We start from the raw sequence: 16,610 nt of genomic DNA on the forward strand, positions 1-16,610 counted from the left end.
GTAGAACAGAACCTTTATCATTCAAGGCTATGTTTTACCGGTTAACCCCCGTTACAGGGTTTATGAGAGGCAGTTTGTTTATACTGTTATTAGGGTGGTACCGCGGGAATAGGCTCTCGTCCCTTTTGGGGAGGGGAGCTTTTTTTAGTTGGTGGTTGTTAGTTGGCAGTTGTTAGTGGATGAAGTCCGACTACCGACTACCGAAACCAATAATATTATTCTTATTGCTTTCCCGTGCATATTACTGATTCTATAAGCTTTAAAGAGTGGTAAATTATTACTACCAACTATCAACTAGCAACTAACAACTAAAACGAGGTGAATTACAAGCATGTCCAAAGAAGTACAAAACAAGTATAATGATACCCTCAATCTACCCCAGACGGAGTTTCCCATGCGGGGGAATTTACCCCAGAGGGAACCGGAAATCCTGCAAAAATGGGAGGAAATGAAACTTTATGAAATAGTCCAGAAGGCTACGGCCGGGAAACCTAAGTTCATTCTCCATGATGGACCTCCCTATGCCAATGGGAATATCCATTTAGGCCATACCCTGAATAAAGTATTAAAGGATATCATTGTTAAATACCGCAGCCAAAACGGGTATGATGCTCCCTACGTTCCCGGCTGGGATACCCACGGTTTGCCCATCGAACAGCAAGCCATAAAAGCTATGGGTCTGAACCGGCATGCTACCGACCCTGTTGAATTTAGGAGACACTGTAGGGAATACGCCTTAAAGTATGTGGGCATTCAGCGAGAACAATTTAAACGCCTGGGGGTACGGGGAGATTGGGAAAATCCTTATGTGACCCTGAACCCAGAATTTGAAGCTGTCCAAATTGGTGTCTTTGGCGACATGGCGAAGAAGGGGTATATCTATAAAGGCCTGAAGCCTGTCTATTGGTGTCCTCACTGCGAAACGGCCCTGGCCGAAGCAGAAATCGAATATGGTGAAAAAAAATCGGCCTCCATTTATGTCAAGTTTCCTGTTATTCAGGGGAATGGTCTTTTGGGGCAGGATGACACTTATTTTGTGATCTGGACCACTACTCCCTGGACTTTGCCCGCCAACTTGGCGGTGTGTGTGCACCCTGAACTGGATTACAATCTCCTGGTAGTGGGTCAAGAAAGATACATTGTGGCCAAGGAACTGCAGGAGAATTTCCTGGAAGTCTTGGGTAAGCCTGAAGCTTATGTGGAAGAAACCTTCAAAGGGGAAGAACTGGAAGGAATCATCTGCAGCCATCCCTTCTTTGACAGGCAATCTGTCGTTATTTTAGGAGAACACGTAACCACGGAACAGGGCACCGGCTGTGTCCATACGGCGCCGGGTCATGGTGTGGAGGACTTTGAGGTTGGCAAGAAATATAATCTTCCTGTCCTTTCTCCTGTTGATAATACAGGTAAATTTACGAAAGAAGCGGGTAAATTTGCCGGCATGTTTATCGAGGATGCCAATAAAGCCATCACGGCGGAGTTGAAAGAACAAGACAAGCTTCTGTCCTTAGGGTTTATCAAGCACCAGTATCCCCACTGCTGGCGCTGCAAAAATCCCGTGATGTTCAGGGCCACAGAGCAGTGGTTTGCCTCTATTGACGGTTTCCGGGAGGCCGCCCTCAAAGCCATTGAGGAAGTAAAGTGGATCCCGGCCTGGGGAGAAGAGCGCATCCACAATATGGTAGCCGACCGTGGCGACTGGTGTATCTCCCGGCAGCGTACCTGGGGTGTGCCCATTCCCATCTTCTATTGTAAGGAATGTAATAAAGAGATAATTAATGATGCCACTATCAGTCATTTACAGGAACTCTTTAAGGAGCACGGTGCCGATGTATGGTGGGCCAGGGAAGCCAAAGACTTAATTCCTGAAGGCCTTGCCTGCCCTGAATGCGGCGCCAAAGAATTCCGTAAAGAGACGGATATCATGGACGTTTGGTTTGATTCCGGTTCCAGCCACTTTGCCGTCCTGGAAACCAGGCCTGATTTAGTCTGGCCTGCGGACCTTTATTTAGAGGGCAGTGACCAGCATCGGGGCTGGTTTAACTCCTCCCTCTCCACTTCCGTAGCCGTCAGGGGAGTAGCCCCCTATAAGGCTGTTTTAACCCACGGTTTTTTGGTTGACGAACAGGGAAGAAAGATGTCCAAGTCTCTGGGGAACGGTATCGATCCCCTGGAGGTCATTGAACAGATGGGGGCCGACATCTTAAGGCTCTGGGTAGCTTCCGCCGATTACCGTTCTGATGTGGCAGCTTCACCCAACATCCTCAAACAGATAGCAGAAGCTTATCGCAAGATCCGCAATACCTGCCGCTACCTCTTAGGCAACCTCTATGACTTTGAACCAGAGAAAGATGCCATACCCTATGAAAAAATGGTAGATATCGATAAATGGGCCCTTTTTAAATTGCATAAGCTGATCAAACGTGTGACCGAGGCCTATGAGAATTATGAATTCCACACTGTTTATCACAGTATCCATAACTTCTGCGCCGTGGATATGAGCGCCATCTACCTGGATATTATCAAAGACCGGGTGTATACGGCTAAGGCTCAATCCATGGAAAGAAGAAGTGCCCAAACTGTAATCTTTGAGATCATTACCGCTCTGGTGAAAATGCTTACTCCTATTTTGGCCTTTACCACAGAAGAAATCTGGCAATACCTGCCCTACAAGAACAAGGCCGAGACTGTACAGATTGCAGGCTGGCCCGAGCTCAAGGCAGAGTATATTGACAGTGACTTGGAAGCCAAATGGGATAAGATTCTGGAAGTAAGAGACTTTGTGGCCAAACCCCTGGAAGAGGCGAGGCGGGCCAAGCTCATCGGCCACTCTTTAGACGCTCAGGTGAATCTCTATGCCAATGAGGAGTGGTATCAATTCCTGGAGCCTCTAAAAGAAGACCTGGCTACTATTTTCATTACTTCCGGAGTAGTACTCCATAAAGGCGACGGAACAGGCGAGGTTTATACCAGTGAAGACTTGCCCGGTTTAGCTGCCAAGGTGGAAAAAGCTCCCGGAGTAAAATGCGAGCGCTGCTGGATCTATTCGGAAACCACAGGACAGGATGCCGAGCATCCCGGCCTCTGCAAGCGCTGTGCCGACGTTTTGAGGTAATCGAACGACCTCCGACTTCCGAATTCCGATTTGCATGTATTCCTCTAAAAAGCAAATACCCTGTACCACGAGATACAGGGTATTATTTTTTTCCCCGGAAACGCCTGATTTTACCATAAAAGAAGAGAGGGATATTCTTTAAAAGCATAGTACTTTTTAGTATTATTGGCTATGAGGTGATTTAAAGTTGTTACAACATTTAGTGGGGATAGCCAAGCATCTCTTTACGGAATTAGCTGTGGTACTAATCTTTGTTTTCTTTCTTAGTAAGGCTAAGGTTTTTAAAAACATCATGCTTAAACGGGATACATCCTGGCCTGAAAAAGTGTTTTTAACTGTTTTCTTTGGTCTTATTGGGATATTGGGTACTTATAATGGTATACCTATAGAAAAAACTATAGCCAATACACGGGCAGTAGGAGTTATTGTGGCTGGGTTGGTGGCAGGTCCTACAGTAGGTTTAGGAGCGGGATTGATAGCCGGTATTCACCGTTTTTCTCTGGGCGGATATACTGTGTTTGCCAGTTCATTTTCTACTGTGGCCGAAGGGTTTTTAGCCGGTCTTTATTATGATAAGATTCGTTATAAAAAAGTAAGGTGGCCTTATGCCTTAGGTTTGGCCTTAGGCTTGGAAATCCTGCATATGGGGGTACTGGTAATCATGTCCAAGCCCCTGGCCCAGGCTGTGAGGTCGGTGGAAATGATCGGTCCACCCATGATTATAATTAATGCCCTTGGCGTGGCTGCTTTTGTGGCTATTTTGGAAAGTGTTTATCGAGATCAAGAAAAACGAGAAGCAACGGCAGCCCAATTAGCTTTGCAGATTGCCAACGAGACCCTTCCTTTTCTAAGGAAAGGTTTAAATCGCTACTCCGCTGAAAAAACTGCCAAAATTATTTTTGAGATGGTGGAAGGGCTTGGGGCAGTAGCCATAACTACACCCAAGAAGATACTTGCCTTTGTCGGAACAGGTAGTGACCATCACTCTCCGGAAACGGATATTTTCACGCAGAGTACCGCAGAGGTACTGGAAACCGGAGAGTATAGTGTAGTCCAGACAAAGGATGAAATTGGTTGTCCTACGGACAATTGCCCCCTGGCCTCTAAAGTAACAGTACCTTTAAAAGAAAATAATGAAGTCGTAGGTTCACTGGTACTATATAAGTTAACTGAACAGAGCATTACACCCTTTGAAATTGAGTTGGCCCTGGGTTTAGCCCAGTTAATTTCCACACAAATTGAGATTAGCAGGGGTCAGATGCAGTCGCAGTTACTGGCGGAAGCGGAAATTAGGGCCCTCCAGGCCCAGATCAATCCCCACTTTCTTTTTAATGCTCTCAATACAATTGTGTATTACTGTAGAAAAGATCCGGAGATGGCGAGAGACCTCCTCATTCATTTGGGAGAGTTTTACCGGGAAAATTTAGTAAACCCCGATCAACTAGTGGACCTTGATACGGAACTCAAACATGTAGATTCTTATATCAAAATAGAAATGGCTAGATTTCGCGGTAAACTGCAAGTCATTTATCAAATCTCACCAGAATGTAAATGTATGGTACCCCCATTAATCCTGCAACCCATTGTGGAAAATGCCATAAAACACGGTATACTACCCAAAAAAGAAGGAGGGATTATTACAATTTCCGGTAAAGTTTCGGAGGACAAGGTTATTTTGGCCGTAGAGGATAACGGTGTAGGGATGAAGCCTGAATTAATAAAAAAGGTTCTGGAATATAATCCCGACCGTAAAAATATCGGTCTTTCCAATGTAGACAGCCGACTGAAGAATATTTACGGCAGTAACTTTGGTTTACAGATTGAAAGTTGGCCGGGGCGAGGTACTCGCGCGACCATTCCCATTCCTTTGCGAAAGGAGGATGAAAGTCAAGAAGATGAAGGCCTTACTGGTAGATGATGAGTTTCCTGCCAGAGGCGAATTAAGGTGCCTCCTGGAGGAGATTGGCAGGATTGAGGTTGTAGGGGAGTGTGAAGACGGGGAAGAAGCCCTTGATTTTCTTAAAAAAAATGCCATTGATGTAGTTTTTCTAGATATTCAAATGAGTGTTAAAGACGGGTTGACTACTGCTTGGGAGATTATCCAATTACCTCATCCTCCCAAAATTGTCTTTACCACAGGTTATAATGAGTATGCCGTCAAGGCTTTTGAATTAAATGCAGTGGACTATGTCATGAAGCCTTACTCTAAAAAACGGTTGGAGCAAACCGTACAAAAGCTGGTAGATCTTAAGCAAGAGAAAAAATGGGAGAACAGTACGATCTACGAATTATTAGCTAAAAATTTAGTTGCCAATCAAGGGAGATTATCTGTTTGGGCCCATGATAGGCTTATCGTACTAACTACAGCTCAAATCCTTTGTGTCAAAGCTAAAGGGAAAGGGAAGACCGTTTTATATACGGAGAAAGGTAATTTCTTTACGGGATTTACTCTCAAAGAAATTGAGGAAAAATTGAATTCCTCTCAATTTTTGCGTACCCATAAGAGTTATCTGGTTAATCTGGAAAAGATTCGGGAAATTATTCCCTGGTTTAATAACACTTATGTGTTAGTTTTAGAGGGCTATACAGGAGAAAACATACCTGTGAGCCGCCATTATATTAAAGAGTTTAATGAAAAGATGGGGATTTAAATGCATCTTATCGACCAAAAAGGGGCTTTTAACCCCTTTTTTTTTCATCTTAATCCCTAAAAACCGACGGGGTTATAAATTTTAAGTATATTTGAAATAGAGAGTCAAAATATGAAAGCAAAGGAGATGGAATTATGCATGATTTACGGGGGCTATCTGGCTTAAAAGTACTGGACCTTTCCCGGGTTTTGGCCGGGCCTTACTGCGGGATGGTTTTGGCAGACCTGGGAGCCGAAGTGGTGAAGGTAGAAATGCCTGGTGTTGGTGACGACTCCAGGGCTTTCGGCCCCTTTGTAGGTTCAGAGAGCGCATATTTTATGAGTTTAAACCGGAACAAGGAAAGTATTACCCTGAATCTTAAGGAAGAAAAGGCAAAAGAAATTTTTCTACGCCTGGTAGAAAAGTTTGACGTGGTTCTGGAAAACTACCGGCCCGGAACTATGGAAAAGCTGGGTTTGGGGTATGACCGTCTTTCCCAGGTTAACCCCCGCCTGATTTATGCTGCCACCTCCGGCTTTGGGCATACGGGTCCCTATAGTTTAAAACCGGCCTATGATGTAGTAGTTCAGGGGATGGGCGGAATTATGAGTATTACAGGTCATCCAGGCGGGCCTCCGACGCGTGTTGGCGCTTCCATCGGGGATATCACTGCTGCTCTGTTTACAACTATTGGTATTCTTGCAGCCCTTAACATGCGCCATGAAACAGGGAAAGGGCAGAAAGTGGATGTGGCTATGCTTGATTCCCAGGTAGCCATTCTGGAAAATGCTATTGCACGTTACGAAGTTACTGGTCAGGTTCCAGAGCGGATTGGTAACCGCCATCCTTCCATTACCCCATTTACTTCTGTACAAGCAGCGGATGGGTATCTGATTATCGCTATCGGTAACGATAGTCTGTGGGCTAAATTCTGTCGTATGGTAGCCAGAGAAGAGTTAATTGATGATCCTAGGTATCGTACTAACAAGGACCGGACTGATAACTGGGATGCTTTAGAGCCAGTATTGACAGAGATATTTGTCAACAAGACAGTGGATGAATGGATTAGTTTGTTAGAGTCTGCCGGTATTCCATGTGGACCCATCAATACTGTCGATAAGGTTGTTTCGGATCCCCAGGTACTGGCCAGAAATATGATCGTGGAAGTAGAACATCCCGTGGCAGGAAAACTTCGTATGGCAGGTTGCCCCATTAAGTTGTCCGCCGTTCCCGGAAGGGAAATCCGGAGGCCAGCTCCCTTATTGGGCCAGCATACCACAGAAGTACTTTCCCGGTATCTCGGCATGTCGAAGGATGAAATTGAACACCTGAAGATTCAGGGTGTTGTTTAAAAGCGAAGGAAGGAAAAACAAAAGAAAAAGGGGGTATAGTGAATGGAGATCTACGGACTTGGTATTATAGCCGCCTGTATGTTTGTTGGTGTTTTTGTGGGTAGTATATTTGCCAAACTGCTGGGAGTATCGGGTGATGTGGGCGGAGTAGGTATCGCCATGCTACTCCTGGTATTGGTGTCCAACTACATTAAATTGGATGAGAAAACTCAGAATGGAATTAAATTAATTAGCAATCTTTACATCCCTATCATTGTAGCCATGGCGGCTACTCAAGATGTGGTTAAAGCTCTTTCCGGTGGGGCAGTGGCCTTCCTGGCAGGCGGGGTGGCTACAGTGGCATCATTTTTCCTGGTTCCCTTGCTGTCACGTATCGGTAAAGGGGATAAAATTTCCCAGGGAAGGGAGATGTAAATATGAATTTTGTTCAAATTGCTGCCGACATAATCTCTAAGAATAGCCTAGTAATGTCCTTTGCTGTTGTGGCTGTTATGATGGTCGCGGGGTACCGCTTATCGGCGTTATTAGGTGAAAAGCGTTTTGGTTCTGCTGTGGCCATTGTTATTGGTCTGGTACTGGCGCTGATTGCCGGTAAATACACCGGTGGTTCTAAGGGAATTGCAGACATAAAAATTCTCTCAGGTTTCGGAGTCCTCGGTGGTGCTATGTTTCGAGATTATGCCATCATTTCCACTGCTTTCGGCGCCAATATTGAAGAACTGAAAAAAGCCGGTGTAGCCGGGATAGTTTCCCTGTTTGTCGGTGTCATCTTTTCCTTTGTAGTAGGGGCGGCCTTTGCTATAGCTTTTGGTTTCAAGTCAGCAGTAGATGTGACTACCATCGGAGCGGGGGCTGTTACCTTCATTGTTGGCCCTGTTACGGGAGGTGCTTTGGGGGCCAGTTCAGCGGTAGTTGCCCTGTCGATTGCTGCCGGTGTGGTCAAATCGGTATTATGTATGATCATTACACCGCTGGTAGCCCCTTATATTGGCCTGAATAATCCCCAGTCGGCTATGGTTTTTGGTGGATTGTTAGGGACAACCAGCGGTGTGGCTGGGGGACTGGCTGCTACTGATCCTAAACTGGTGCCTTACGGTGCCATGACTGCTACTTTTTATACGGGATTGGGATGCCTGTTGGCCCCGTCGGTGCTCTTCATGATTGTTCGTGCTATACTGGGCAGTTAAAATGAAGTCTTTCTCAGTTAGCCAAGTATTATTTTAACCATTGAGATAACAGCTTAGAAAGACAAAGCCCTCGCAATCCGGGGGCTTTTGTTCTGATGTTTTGATATCACCAATAGAAAGAGGGGAGTTACAAAATGAGTACCAAAGCTAAAATTGATGATCTTTTGGCCCGTAGTAAAAAGATTGAATCAGGCGGCGGTCAAAAAGCCATCGATAAGCAGCACCAGAGCGGTAAACTCACTGCCCGTGAGCGCATCGAGAAACTCCTGGATCCGGGAACCTTTACTGAACTGGACAAGTTTGTTGCCCATCGTTGTGTAAACTTTGACATGGCCGGCAAAGAAGCCCCCGGTGAAGGCGTAGTAACGGGATATGGCACTATTGATGGCCGTCTGGTTTATGTCTTTGCCCAAGACTTTACAGTACTGGGCGGTTCTCTCGGGGAAATGCATGCCGCCAAGATCTGTAAAGTAATGGACCTGGCGGTAAAAATGGGTGCACCCTGTATAGGGCTTAACGACTCCGGAGGGGCCCGTATCCAGGAAGCGGTAGATGCCCTTTCCGGTTACGGTCAGATTTTCTACCGCAATACCCTGGCCTCAGGGGTTATTCCCCAAATTTCCGTGATTATGGGACCCTGTGCCGGTGGCGCCGTATATTCTCCTGCTCTAACAGACTTCGTTTTTATGGTGAAAAATACCGCCCGCATGTTCATCACGGGGCCCCAGGTAATTAAGGCCGTAACCGGTGAAGAAGTATCCGACGAACAGTTAGGCGGGGCTATGACCCACAACCGTACCAGCGGCGTTGCCCACTTTGCCGCCGAGAATGAAGAAGACTGTTTTAGGCAAATCCGTACCCTGCTAAGCTACCTGCCATCCAACAACCTGGAGAATCCCCCCTATCTGGAATCGGGCGATGATCCTGGCCGCATGGATGAATCCCTCAACGAAATCATTCCCGATAACCCCAACGCTGCTTATGACATGGTGGAACTCATCCAAAAGATTGTGGATAACGGCCAATTCTTCCAGACCCAACCTTTGTATGCCCCCAACATGCTGACAGGCTTCGCCCGCATTAATGGCCAGGTCATTGGCATTATCGCCAATCAACCTAAGGTTATGGCCGGCTGCCTGGACATCAACGCCTCCGATAAAGCTGCGCGTTTTATCCGTTTCTGCGATGCCTTTAACATCCCTATAGTAACTTTTGTGGATGTACCGGGATACTTACCGGGAACCAACCAGGAGTACGGCGGTATTATCCGTCACGGCGCCAAGCTGCTCTACGCTTATTCTGAAGCCACTGTACCCAAAGTAACCGTCATTACCCGTAAAGCCTATGGTGGTGCTTACATTGGCATGTGCTCACGCCACCTGGGGGCTGACCAGGTTATGGCCTGGCCTACAGCGGAAATTGCGGTCATGGGTGCCGAAGGTGCCGCCAACATCATCTTCCGCAAGGATATAGAAACAGCTGCCGATCCTGCGAAAGAACGGGCAGAAAGAATAGCCGATTACCGCGAACGTTTCGCCACTCCCTATGTAGCTGCCGAAAGGGGTTATGTGGATATGGTGATTGAACCTAAAGAAACCAGGCCCCGCCTGGCCAATGCCTTAGAGATGCTTTCTACTAAGCGCGAAACCCGTCCCGCTAAGAAACACGGCAATATTCCACTCTAAAAATCAAACAATGAACTTAAGACAATTTTAATTGGTTGATGTGGGAAAGGAGAGACAAAAAATGAAAAAATTTAATATCACAGTGAATGGTAAGACCTATGAAGTGGAAGTAGAAGAAATTGGCGGTAGTGCAGCCCCTGCGCAAAGGCCTGCCGCTCCTGCAGCAGCATCTGTTCCTGCACCTCAAGCTGCACCTGCCCCGGCTCCCAAGGCTGCCCCTGCTCCTGTAGCTGCCGGCGCTGAAGTCATTACTGCTCCCATGCCCGGTAAAATTATGTCCATTAAAGTGAAGGTAGGCCAAGCCGTGAAAGAGGGTGATCTCGTTTTAACCCTTGAAGCCATGAAAATGGAAAACGAAATCTTCTCCGGCGCAACTGGTAGCGTTAAAGAAATCAGAGTATCCGAAGGTGCGGCTGTTAACCCAGGGGACGTACTTGTAGTGATCGGCTAAGCGTGAGTGTTTAAAAATACGAGAGGGGTTGAACTCACCAATGGAACTTAATCTGACCCAGGCCCTTTACGATTTGGCCATGAGTACCGGCTTTGTCACCATAACCTGGCAGCAAATTGTTATGCTCTTCATTTCCTTTACTCTGCTGTACCTGGCCATCGTCAAAGGCTTTGAACCGCTTCTTTTATTACCAATTGCCTTTGGTATGCTTTTAGCGAACCTGCCTGATACCGGCATTATGGCACCCCAGGGAACTGCCATTGATCCCATTACCGGTAAAGAAAAGATCGTGCCCGGCGGCCTTTTATGGTACCTCTATCAAGGGGTAAAAATGGGAATCTATCCACCCCTGATCTTCCTGGGAATAGGAGCCATGACCGACTTCGGTCCCCTCATTGCCAACCCTAAGACCCTGCTTTTAGGTGCTGCTGCCCAGTTAGGTATCTTCACCACCTTTATCGGGGCCCTCTTCTTAGGGTTTAATCCCCAGGAAGCTGCTTCTATCGGTATTATCGGCGGTGCTGACGGTCCTACCGCTATCTTTTTAACCTCGAAGCTAGCGCCCCACCTCTTAGGCGCCATTGCTGTGGCTGCATATTCCTACATGGCTCTGGTACCCATTATCCAGCCGCCTATTATGCGGGCATTAACCACCAAGAAGGCCCGGATGACAGTGATGGAACAGCTTCGTCCCGTTTCCCAGACGGAAAAAATCATTTTCCCCATTGTGGTAACGGTTATTGTAACCCTGTTATTACCCGATGCGGCTCCGCTCATTGGTATGCTCATGCTGGGTAACCTCTTTAGAGAATCAGGTGTGGTGGGACGTTTGAATGATACAGCGCAAAACGCCCTCATCAACATCGTCACCATCTTCTTAGGTACAACCGTTGGTGCCACAGCCAGTGCCGAAAACTTCCTTAACTTTCAAACTATCTCGATTATTCTCCTGGGTTTAGCAGCATTTGCAATGGGTACGGCCGGTGGCGTGCTCCTTGGCAACCTGATGTATGTTCTCTCCGGGGGTAAGGTTAACCCCCTCATCGGTTCTGCCGGTGTATCGGCCGTGCCTATGGCGGCCCGGGTATCCCAGGTAGTGGGCCAGAAAGATAACCCCAGGAACTTCCTCCTGATGCATGCCATGGGTCCCAACGTGGCCGGTGTTATCGGTTCTGCCGTTGCTGCCGGTGTTCTGTTGTCACTCTTTGGTACACACTAAAAGCGTGACTGATTAGTCACGCTCAGATTAAAGACAACCCCAATACTAGTTATAAATATAACGAATTGCCATTAAGGTGCATTAAACTTTCTGGGTGTTTTACTGTCTTAGAAAAAAGAATTTTTTGTATGGTATAATAAAACAAGAAAAGGGATTGCCAAAAGCAAAGGGGTGATAATTGTGAGTTCGCCTATCCATCATCCTGAACGGAAGTATAGCTATCAAGATTACTTGCGTTGGTCAGATGAAGAGCGTTGGGAACTAATTGACGGTGTACCCTATAATATTACTCCATCACCCTCCAGAAAACATCAGCAAATCTTAGGTGAATTAGCAACAGAATTCACCTCCTATCTCCGCGGCAAAAGGTGTGAGGCATTTATCGCGCCATTTGATGTCAGGCTTTTCGCGGAGGGAAAATCAGATGATCAAATCATGGATGTTGTACAGCCTGATCTCTTTGTAATCTGCGATCCCAATAAGCTAGACGATAAAGGGTGTAAAGGAAGTCCAGATTTAATCATTGAGATTCTTTCGCCCAGAACAGGAAAGATTGATCGATGGATCAAATATAAGTTGTATGAGCGGGCTGGAGTCAGGGAATACTGGATTGTTGAGCCAGTAAACAGTACAATCGAAGTTTTTACCCTAAACCAGAACGGACGGTTTGAATTGAGTGGGGTTTATGAGGATGAAGATATAATTAAAGTTGGTATTTTTGATGACTTGCTTATTGATCTGAAAGTAATCTTTAGGGAATAAGCCGCATCCCTTAATAAGAAATACAGAGCTCATATTTTATAACTACACAGAGGTCCTGTAGCGTACTGCCACAGGACCTCTCTTTTTCTCATCTCGGTAGTCGGAAATCGGAAAGCGGATGCACCACAGGCACAAGTCTCGCTACGTCACTTCGTTCCTAGTCTCGCTATGTCGGAAGTCGCTTGGGTCTATCGGGCCAGCCAGCCGCCGTCAACACACAGCACATGACCGTGCATATATTCGGAAGCGCTTGATGCCAAAAAGACAACGGCTCCGTTCAAATCGCGGGTATTGCCCCAGCGGCCGGCAGGAATCCGCTCCTGGATAGACTGGTTCCTTTTTTCATCGGCCCTGATGGGGGCAGTATTATCAGTAGCCATGTATCCAGGTGCGATAGCGTTAACGTTGATGTTGTATTTGGCCCACTCGTTGCACATGGTTTTGGTGATGCCCGCTATGCCATGTTTACTGGCTGCGTAGGAAGGGACTAAGATACCCCCCTGGAAAGAGAGGAGAGAAGCAATATTGATAATCTTTCCCCCGGTGCCTTGCTTGATAAATTGATTGGCCACAGCCTGGGCAAGGAAGAAAGCTGACTTCAGGTTAATGTTCATTACTTCGTCCCAGTATTCTTCGGAAAATTCCAGCGTGGGCTGGCGGCGGATGATCCCGGCGTTATTAACCAGGATATCGATTTTACCAAAGTTCTCTATGGTTTTCTCAATAATCCCGGGGATCACCTTGGTGGTCTCTCTTAAATCTGCTGGGACGGGGACGAATCTTCTTCCCACAGCTTCTACTTCTTTTTGAGTAGAGGTCATATCGCCGGAAGCTACCCCCACAATATCAGCTCCCGCTTCAGCCAAACCTACGGCCATACCCTGGCCTAAGCCGCGGCTGGCTCCGGTGACGATGGCCACTTTACCCTTTAAAGAAAACTGTTCAAGGATCATTTTTCACGACCTCCTAAAAATCCAGAATAACTTTACAAACTTTTGTGGGTTCCTTCTCAATGATCCCCATGGCTTTATCCAGTTCGGTATAAGAAAAACGGTGGCTGATTAAGAGCCGGGGCTGAATTTTTCCTTCTTTGAACCACTGTAACACTTCGGGAAACTTATGTTTATTCATGCGGGAGCCAATAATCTCCAGTTCCTTTTTGGTAATGTCTACGGGCCTGATACGCGATTCCTCGCTATTGAACCCAATTTCGATAATCCTGGTGCCATGGGGAGCTTCCTGGACAGTCTGTTCCAGGATTTTGGCGCTGCCAACGGCGTCAACGATCACATTGGGCCCTTGAGACCAGTAATCATAGGATTCCTGGATAGCCGATTTTCCCTGGGGATTAATGACGGCTAAGGCCCCCATTTCTTTAGCCAGTTCCAGGCGGTTGGGCAAGATATCGGCGACGATAACCTGGGCACCTTGGACGTTTTGTGCAATCTGCAGCACCGTCAAGCCGATGGGTCCGCCGCCGATAATGAGGACACGGTCATTGGCGGTAATCCGGCCTCTGTCTACCATCTGGGCGCCAATACTGTAAGGTTCTACGAGAGCCGCTTCTTCCCAGGGAATCTGAGGGTTAAATTTATATACCCGCTCAGCCTTAACATTAATCTTTTCCGTAAACCCTCCGTCGGTTTGTACACCCAGGCACATGACCTGATGACAAATGTTATGCCGTCCTTCCTGGCACAAGAAACATTGACCGCAGCTGACCACCGGATCGATAGCCACCCGGTCCCCGATTTGCAGCTCTTTTACTTCAGAGCCAACGGCTGTGATAATACCTACCAGTTCATGGCCTGGAATCCGGGGATACTTGGCTGCGGCATGGACGCCATGATAGATATGGACATCTGTACCGCAGATACCTGCCGCCTTTAATTCAATTGTTACTTCATCGTCGAGAGGGGCAGGAGGCTCGGGAATATCCCGGTACTCAATGACATGAGGTTCAACAATATAAACAGCTTTCATCATCGTTGGGCGAGGAAACCCCCACCTCAAAGCAAAAGCGTAGGTGGTGGTAGGAATCGCCTTTTCCACTCCTTTCGTAGTAGACACATTCTTACATGTTGTAAAATATAGATATTAGAAAGTAATTCCAAGGGAGGTGAATCTAGTGGAACAAACCATAACGGCCAAAATCCAGATACACCCTACGGCAGAGCAAATAATTCAGTTACAAGAGACATTACGCAAAGTACGAGATGGCTTAAATTTTGTTTCGAAGTATATCTATAGTACAAAATGTCTTTCTCAAAGAACGATACATGATAATACGTATTATGATCTTCGTGCAAACTTTGGGCTTCGTTCTCAAATGGCTCAAAGCGTTATAAAAACTGCAATTGCTAAGTATAAATCCGCAAGCAGTAATGGTCATGAGATTACTCACTACTTAAAGATGGTATGCTATCGATTAACACTTTAGAAGGAAGAATTAAAGTTTCCTTTGCGATTAAAGGTATGGAACAATATTTCGACGGGTCATGGTCATTTGGTATAGCAAAACTTGTTACCAAATACGGAAAATATTTTCTCCACATACCTATGACTAAAGAGATTGTTACTCCCGATATAAATCTAGTTAATAAAGTCGTTGGTATAGATCTAGGGATAAATTTTCTCGCCACAGCGTACGACTCAAAGGGGAAAACAATATTTTTTAATGGTAGAACGGTCAAACATAAAAGGGCCCATTATGAGCAGCTTCGCAAAAAACTTCAGCAAAAGGGTACTCGTTCTGCAAGAAAACGCCTTCGTTCAATGGGTTCACGAGAAAACCGTTGGGTTTGTGATTTAAATCATAAAATCACTAAGGCACTCGTGAATCAGTACGGTCCAAACACCCTTTTTGTTATTGAAGATTTAACGGGTATGAGAAGTGCTGCCGAAAAAGTCCATCTTAATAACAGATACACTTCCGTATCTTGGGCATTCTATCAATTCAGAAGTTTTCTTGAATACAAGGCAGCGATGAGTGGCAGTTCGGTGATTGCTGTAGATCCTAAATACACATCGCAGACCTGTCCTAAATGCGGACACACCGAAAAAGCAAACCGCGATAAAAAGAAGCATATTTTTAAATGTAAAACCTGCTCCTATACCTCAAATGATGATCGTATCGGGGCCATGAATCTTTGGACAACAGGAATTGAGTACGTCTCCAAAGTTACGCTGCAAGCAAGTTTTACGGCGTAAGGTAGTTGTCAGCCTGCCTAATGTTCCGGCTCGCCGTGGTAACGGTGTTAAAAGGTGGGAGCCGCAAGGCGCTTACCGGGGGTGTCCGGAAGTTCCGGAACCTACGGCGAAATCCTTATAGTAAAGTAATGGTGAATAATCATTAAGCAGATTATTATTTGGAGATTAACCCCAGAGAATTAGAGATTTGTCCAGTGATAATTATTAGTTTTTCTGCCACTTCTTTTTCAATCAGTTCTAAGGTAAAACGGGAGTGGGGACCGGAAATACTGACAGCAGCAATAACCTTTCCTTTATAGTCATATATGGGGGCTCCTATACAGCGGCATTCATCTTCGCTTTCCCGGTTATCCAAAGCATAGCCTCTTTTCCTGGTGAGTTCCATATCCTTGAGAAAAGCTTCGGGGGTTACCAGGGTAAACTCTGTCCTATTCTCCATTCCCTGGTCGTTCAGGATATCCAGAATGGCTTCCTCACTGTGTCCCATGAGGAGGGCCTTGCCCAGGGAAGTGCAGTGTACATGGTTTGTAGTGCCAATCTTAGCTACGAGACGAACGGGATGGGGACTTTCCACCATATCCACATAAAGCACTTTATTTTTCTCCAGTATTCCCAGGAAGACCGTTTCTTTGGTGATGTCATTTAATTTTTTCAGGAAAGGTCTGGCCAGGTTTTTTAATTCAAATTTCTGATCTACCCGCTGGCTCATGAGGAGAAGTTTAAGGCCCAGTTGATATGTGCCATCGGGGTTACAGCGTACGTAATCCCGGCTTTCCAAATTGTTTAGCAGGCGGTAAACGGTGGATTTGGCTAAGCCTGTAGCCTCTGTGAGTGTTTTCAGGTTAACAGGCCGGGAACTGTTGCTGATAACCTCCAGTATATCGAAAGCTCTTTGTAGTGATTGCACCTCTAAGTAATTGCTTTGCATCAATATTACCCTCGGAAAAAGATTTGTCCCGTTGTATAATGTGAATATGTTTTATATACGCTAAATTCAGC

The 16,610-nt window shown here is 46.2% G+C and carries 15 protein-coding genes and 1 other annotated feature (1 of these 16 cut by a window edge); of the genes, 12 read left to right on the forward strand and 3 right to left on the reverse strand.

Features of this window, described 5'->3' with window-relative positions:
• Nucleotides 1-127 (forward strand) — a binding site (T-box leader) (it extends 104 nt beyond the left edge of the window).
• A 204-nt stretch (nucleotides 128-331) separates the two neighbouring features.
• The 10 genes from ileS to BR63_RS01830 all read left to right on the forward strand — a co-directional run bounded on the left by ileS (nucleotide 332) and on the right by BR63_RS01830 (nucleotide 12,401).
• Complete coding sequence (gene ileS, locus BR63_RS01785; protein ID WP_034423899.1) at nucleotides 332-3,115, forward strand: isoleucine--tRNA ligase; 2,784 nt, start codon at nucleotides 332-334, stop codon at nucleotides 3,113-3,115.
• Between the two features lie 187 nt (nucleotides 3,116-3,302).
• The gene (locus BR63_RS01790) at nucleotides 3,303-5,033 is read left to right on the forward strand and encodes a sensor histidine kinase (RefSeq protein ID WP_051966005.1); all 1,731 of its coding nucleotides are present in this window, start codon (nucleotides 3,303-3,305) and stop codon (nucleotides 5,031-5,033) included.
• The gene (locus tag BR63_RS01795; protein WP_081908235.1) at nucleotides 4,996-5,766 is read left to right on the forward strand and encodes a LytR/AlgR family response regulator transcription factor; all 771 of its coding nucleotides are present in this window, start codon (nucleotides 4,996-4,998) and stop codon (nucleotides 5,764-5,766) included. The genes BR63_RS01790 and BR63_RS01795 overlap by 38 nt, the downstream gene beginning before the upstream one ends.
• Nucleotides 5,767-5,900: 134 nt before the next feature.
• Nucleotides 5,901-7,097 (forward strand): CaiB/BaiF CoA transferase family protein, encoded by a 1,197-nt coding sequence (locus tag BR63_RS01800; RefSeq protein WP_034423894.1) that lies wholly within the window; start codon nucleotides 5,901-5,903, stop codon nucleotides 7,095-7,097.
• Nucleotides 7,098-7,139: 42 nt separating this feature from the next.
• Nucleotides 7,140-7,511, forward strand: a complete 372-nt coding sequence (gene madL / locus BR63_RS01805; protein ID WP_034423892.1) for a malonate transporter subunit MadL — start codon at nucleotides 7,140-7,142, stop codon at nucleotides 7,509-7,511.
• A gap of 2 nt (nucleotides 7,512-7,513) precedes the next feature.
• Nucleotides 7,514-8,284, forward strand: a complete 771-nt coding sequence (madM, locus tag BR63_RS01810; RefSeq protein WP_034423889.1) for a malonate transporter subunit MadM — start codon at nucleotides 7,514-7,516, stop codon at nucleotides 8,282-8,284.
• Nucleotides 8,285-8,418: 134 nt separating this feature from the next.
• Nucleotides 8,419-9,969 carry a methylmalonyl-CoA decarboxylase subunit alpha gene (gene mmdA, locus BR63_RS01815; protein WP_187142746.1) on the forward strand — a complete coding sequence of 517 codons (1,551 nt, stop codon included), beginning with the start codon at nucleotides 8,419-8,421 and terminating at the stop codon, nucleotides 9,967-9,969.
• Nucleotides 9,970-10,030: 61 nt separating this feature from the next.
• Nucleotides 10,031-10,420 carry a biotin/lipoyl-containing protein gene (locus BR63_RS01820; protein WP_034423870.1) on the forward strand — a complete coding sequence of 130 codons (390 nt, stop codon included), beginning with the start codon at nucleotides 10,031-10,033 and terminating at the stop codon, nucleotides 10,418-10,420.
• Between the two features lie 40 nt (nucleotides 10,421-10,460).
• Nucleotides 10,461-11,639 (forward strand): sodium ion-translocating decarboxylase subunit beta, encoded by a 1,179-nt coding sequence (locus BR63_RS01825; RefSeq protein WP_187142742.1) that lies wholly within the window; start codon nucleotides 10,461-10,463, stop codon nucleotides 11,637-11,639.
• 180 nt (nucleotides 11,640-11,819) lie between these two features.
• A complete protein-coding gene (locus tag BR63_RS01830) occupies nucleotides 11,820-12,401 on the forward strand; it encodes a Uma2 family endonuclease (RefSeq protein WP_034425564.1) in 582 nt (193 codons plus the stop codon).
• Nucleotides 12,402-12,589: 188 nt separating this feature from the next.
• Here the strand turns inward: BR63_RS01830 and kduD are convergent, their stop codons facing one another.
• Together kduD and BR63_RS01840 are read right to left on the reverse strand one after the other, a co-directional pair.
• On the reverse strand, nucleotides 12,590-13,354 hold the full coding sequence (gene kduD, locus BR63_RS01835; RefSeq protein WP_034425562.1) for a 2-dehydro-3-deoxy-D-gluconate 5-dehydrogenase KduD: 765 nt from the start codon (nucleotides 13,352-13,354) through the stop codon (nucleotides 12,590-12,592).
• 13 nt (nucleotides 13,355-13,367) lie between these two features.
• A complete protein-coding gene (locus BR63_RS01840; protein WP_081908326.1) occupies nucleotides 13,368-14,387 on the reverse strand; it encodes a zinc-binding alcohol dehydrogenase family protein in 1,020 nt (339 codons plus the stop codon).
• A 142-nt stretch (nucleotides 14,388-14,529) separates the two neighbouring features.
• On the opposite strand from BR63_RS01840, the gene BR63_RS19840 reads away from it, so the two are divergent.
• Nucleotides 14,530-14,841 (forward strand): hypothetical protein, encoded by a 312-nt coding sequence (locus BR63_RS19840; protein ID WP_338056002.1) that lies wholly within the window; start codon nucleotides 14,530-14,532, stop codon nucleotides 14,839-14,841.
• Nucleotides 14,820-15,611: an RNA-guided endonuclease InsQ/TnpB family protein gene (locus BR63_RS01845; RefSeq protein WP_338056003.1), complete on the forward strand. Its 792-nt coding sequence runs from the start codon at nucleotides 14,820-14,822 to the stop codon at nucleotides 15,609-15,611. Before BR63_RS19840 ends, BR63_RS01845 begins: the two co-directional genes overlap by 22 nt.
• 154 nt (nucleotides 15,612-15,765) lie before the next feature.
• Here the strand turns inward: BR63_RS01845 and BR63_RS01850 are convergent, their stop codons facing one another.
• Entirely contained in the window at nucleotides 15,766-16,539 is a 774-nt protein-coding gene (locus tag BR63_RS01850) for an IclR family transcriptional regulator (RefSeq protein WP_034425560.1), read from the reverse strand.
• Nucleotides 16,540-16,610 lie beyond the last annotated feature (71 nt).

The organism is Thermanaerosceptrum fracticalcis (assembly GCF_000746025.2).
GTDB lineage: Bacteria > Bacillota > Peptococcia > DRI-13 > DRI-13 > Thermanaerosceptrum > Thermanaerosceptrum fracticalcis.